Below are 2,055 nucleotides of genomic sequence, written 5' to 3'. Positions count from 1 at the left end.
GAAGTTGCGGCCCTTGAGCAGGCCCAGGAAGGCCTCGGGCGCGTTCTCCAGGCCCTGCGCGACGCTCTCGCGGTACTTGAGCTTGCCGGTGGCCACCAGCGTGCCGAGCTCCTTGAGCGCCTCGGGCCAGACGGCCATGTGCTCGGAGACGATGAAGCCCTCGATCTTCATCCGGTTCACCAGGATCAGCTGCGGCGCGCTCATCGGGATCGGCTCGCCGTTGTAGCCGGCGATCATGCCGCACATGGCGACGCGGCTGAACGGGTTGGCGCGGTGCATCACGGCGTCGAGGATCATGCCGCCGACGTTCTCGAAGTAGCCGTCGATGCCGTCGGGGCACTCCGCCTTCAGCGCGGCGGACAGCGACTTCACGTCGCCATGCTGCTTGTAGTCGATGCAGGCGTCGAAGCCGAGTTCCTCGACGACATAGCGGCACTTGTCCGCGCCGCCGGCGATGCCGACCGCGCGCGCGCCGCGCACCCTGGTCGCACCGCTGGAGGAACTGGCCCGCCTGCTGGACGTCGCCGGCCTGCACATCGCGCCGCTGACGCGCTACGACCGCCAGCATGGCCACATCGTGATCGGCTACCAGGGCCTGCGCGCCCACCGCCAGGACCTGCGCGCGCTGATCGACGCGATGCCCGAGCTGCTGCGCGTCATCGAGCAGGCCGCGCTGGTGGACCAGCTGCAGGACGAGAGCGCCTCGCACGAGCGCGTGCGCATCGGGCGCGACCTGCACGACAGCGCCATCCAGCCCTACCTGGGCCTCAAGTACGCGGTCGAGTGCGTCGCGATGCGCATCCCGGCCGAGAACCCGGCGCGGGCCGAGGTCGACGCGCTGGCCGAGCTGGTCAATGCCGAAGTGGCCTCGCTGCGCGAGCTGATCTCGGGCCTGCGCACCGGCGCGCGCGGCGGCGACAACGCGCTGGTGCCGGCCGTGCGGCGCCAGGCGCGACGCTTCGCGCTGCTGTTCGGCATCGAGGTCGAGGTCGAGTGCCCCGAGTCGCTGCCCAGCTCGCGCGCCCTGGCCGGCGCGCTGTTCCACCTGCTCAACGAGACCCTGAACAACGTGCGCAAGCACACGCAGGCCCGGCATGTGCGCATCGCGCTGCACGGCGAGGACGGCGCGGTGACGCTGCGCGTCGTCGACGACAGCGGCTCGGTCACCGGCCGCGCCGCGCCGGCCTTCCATCCGCATTCGCTGCATGAGCGCGTCGCCGAACTCGGCGGCTCGCTGACGATCTCGCGCCGGGACGGGCTCGACACCGAGCTGCTGTTCCGGATCCCGACCTGACCCCGCTTTCCGGACGCCGGGGAGGACGGCGTCCGACAGCTTCACAAGGAGAACGCCGATGACCGTGACCGTCCCACTCCCCGGCCTGGCAACCCGCCCCATCCGGGTCTTTGTCGCCGAGGACCACCAGATCACCCTCTGGGGGCTGAACCAGCTCATCGAGGCCTCGCGGCCCCGCATGGAGATGGTCGGCTGCGCCTCGACGCTGGACGAGCTGCTGTGCCACGACGGCCTGCCTGGCGCCGACCTGCTGCTGCTCGACCTGGACCTGGGCGGGCAGGACGCGGCCGCGGCCATGGACGCGCTGCGCCAGCGCGGCAACGCGCAGGTGCTGGTGCTGACCGGCGCCGACGACGCGGCCCTGCACCGCGGCGCGGTGATGCGCGGCGCGCGCGGCGTGGTGCACAAGTCCGCGCCGGCGGCGACCATCCTGCGCGCGATCGAGTGCGTCAGCGAGGGTCAGGTCTGGCTGCATCGCGCGCTGATGGGCGAGGTGCTGGGAATGCTCACCGACGGCGCGCCGCGGGCCGCCGCGCCGCGCGACCCCGAGGCCGAGCGCATCGCCAGCCTGACGCCGCGCGAGCGCGACATCATCGGCGTGCTGCTGCGCCAGGCCGGCGCGAAGCTGCTGTCGGTGGCCGACACGCTGCGCATGAGCGAGCACACCCTGCGCAACCACCTCACCACGATCTACGCCAAGCTGGGCGTGCGCGGGCGGCTGGAGCTGCACGTCTACGGGACCGCGCACGGCCTGGACCGCG

2 protein-coding genes and 1 pseudogene are annotated in these 2,055 nt (G+C 72.3%); 2 read left to right on the top strand and 1 reads right to left on the bottom strand.

All coding sequences use genetic code 11. The features are described from left to right. Positions 1-477 (bottom strand): annotated as a pseudogene (locus FUT87_RS05265) (zinc-binding dehydrogenase); the annotation flags it as partial. Here FUT87_RS05265 and FUT87_RS05260 point away from each other — a divergent pair. Together FUT87_RS05260 and FUT87_RS05255 are read left to right on the top strand one after the other, a co-directional pair. After that, complete coding sequence (locus FUT87_RS05260; RefSeq protein ID WP_147240306.1) at positions 455-1,294, top strand: sensor histidine kinase; 840 nt, start codon at positions 455-457, stop codon at positions 1,292-1,294. The pseudogene FUT87_RS05265 and the gene FUT87_RS05260 sit on opposite strands and share 23 nt — an antisense overlap. Positions 1,295-1,352: 58 nt before the next feature. Continuing rightward, a partial coding sequence (locus FUT87_RS05255; RefSeq protein ID WP_147240305.1) for a response regulator transcription factor occupies positions 1,353-2,055 on the top strand: 703 nt, incomplete at its 3' end.

The sequence above is a fragment of the Mitsuaria sp. TWR114 genome (genome assembly GCF_007997345.1).
This window is presented reverse-complemented; position numbering and strand designations above follow the sequence as displayed.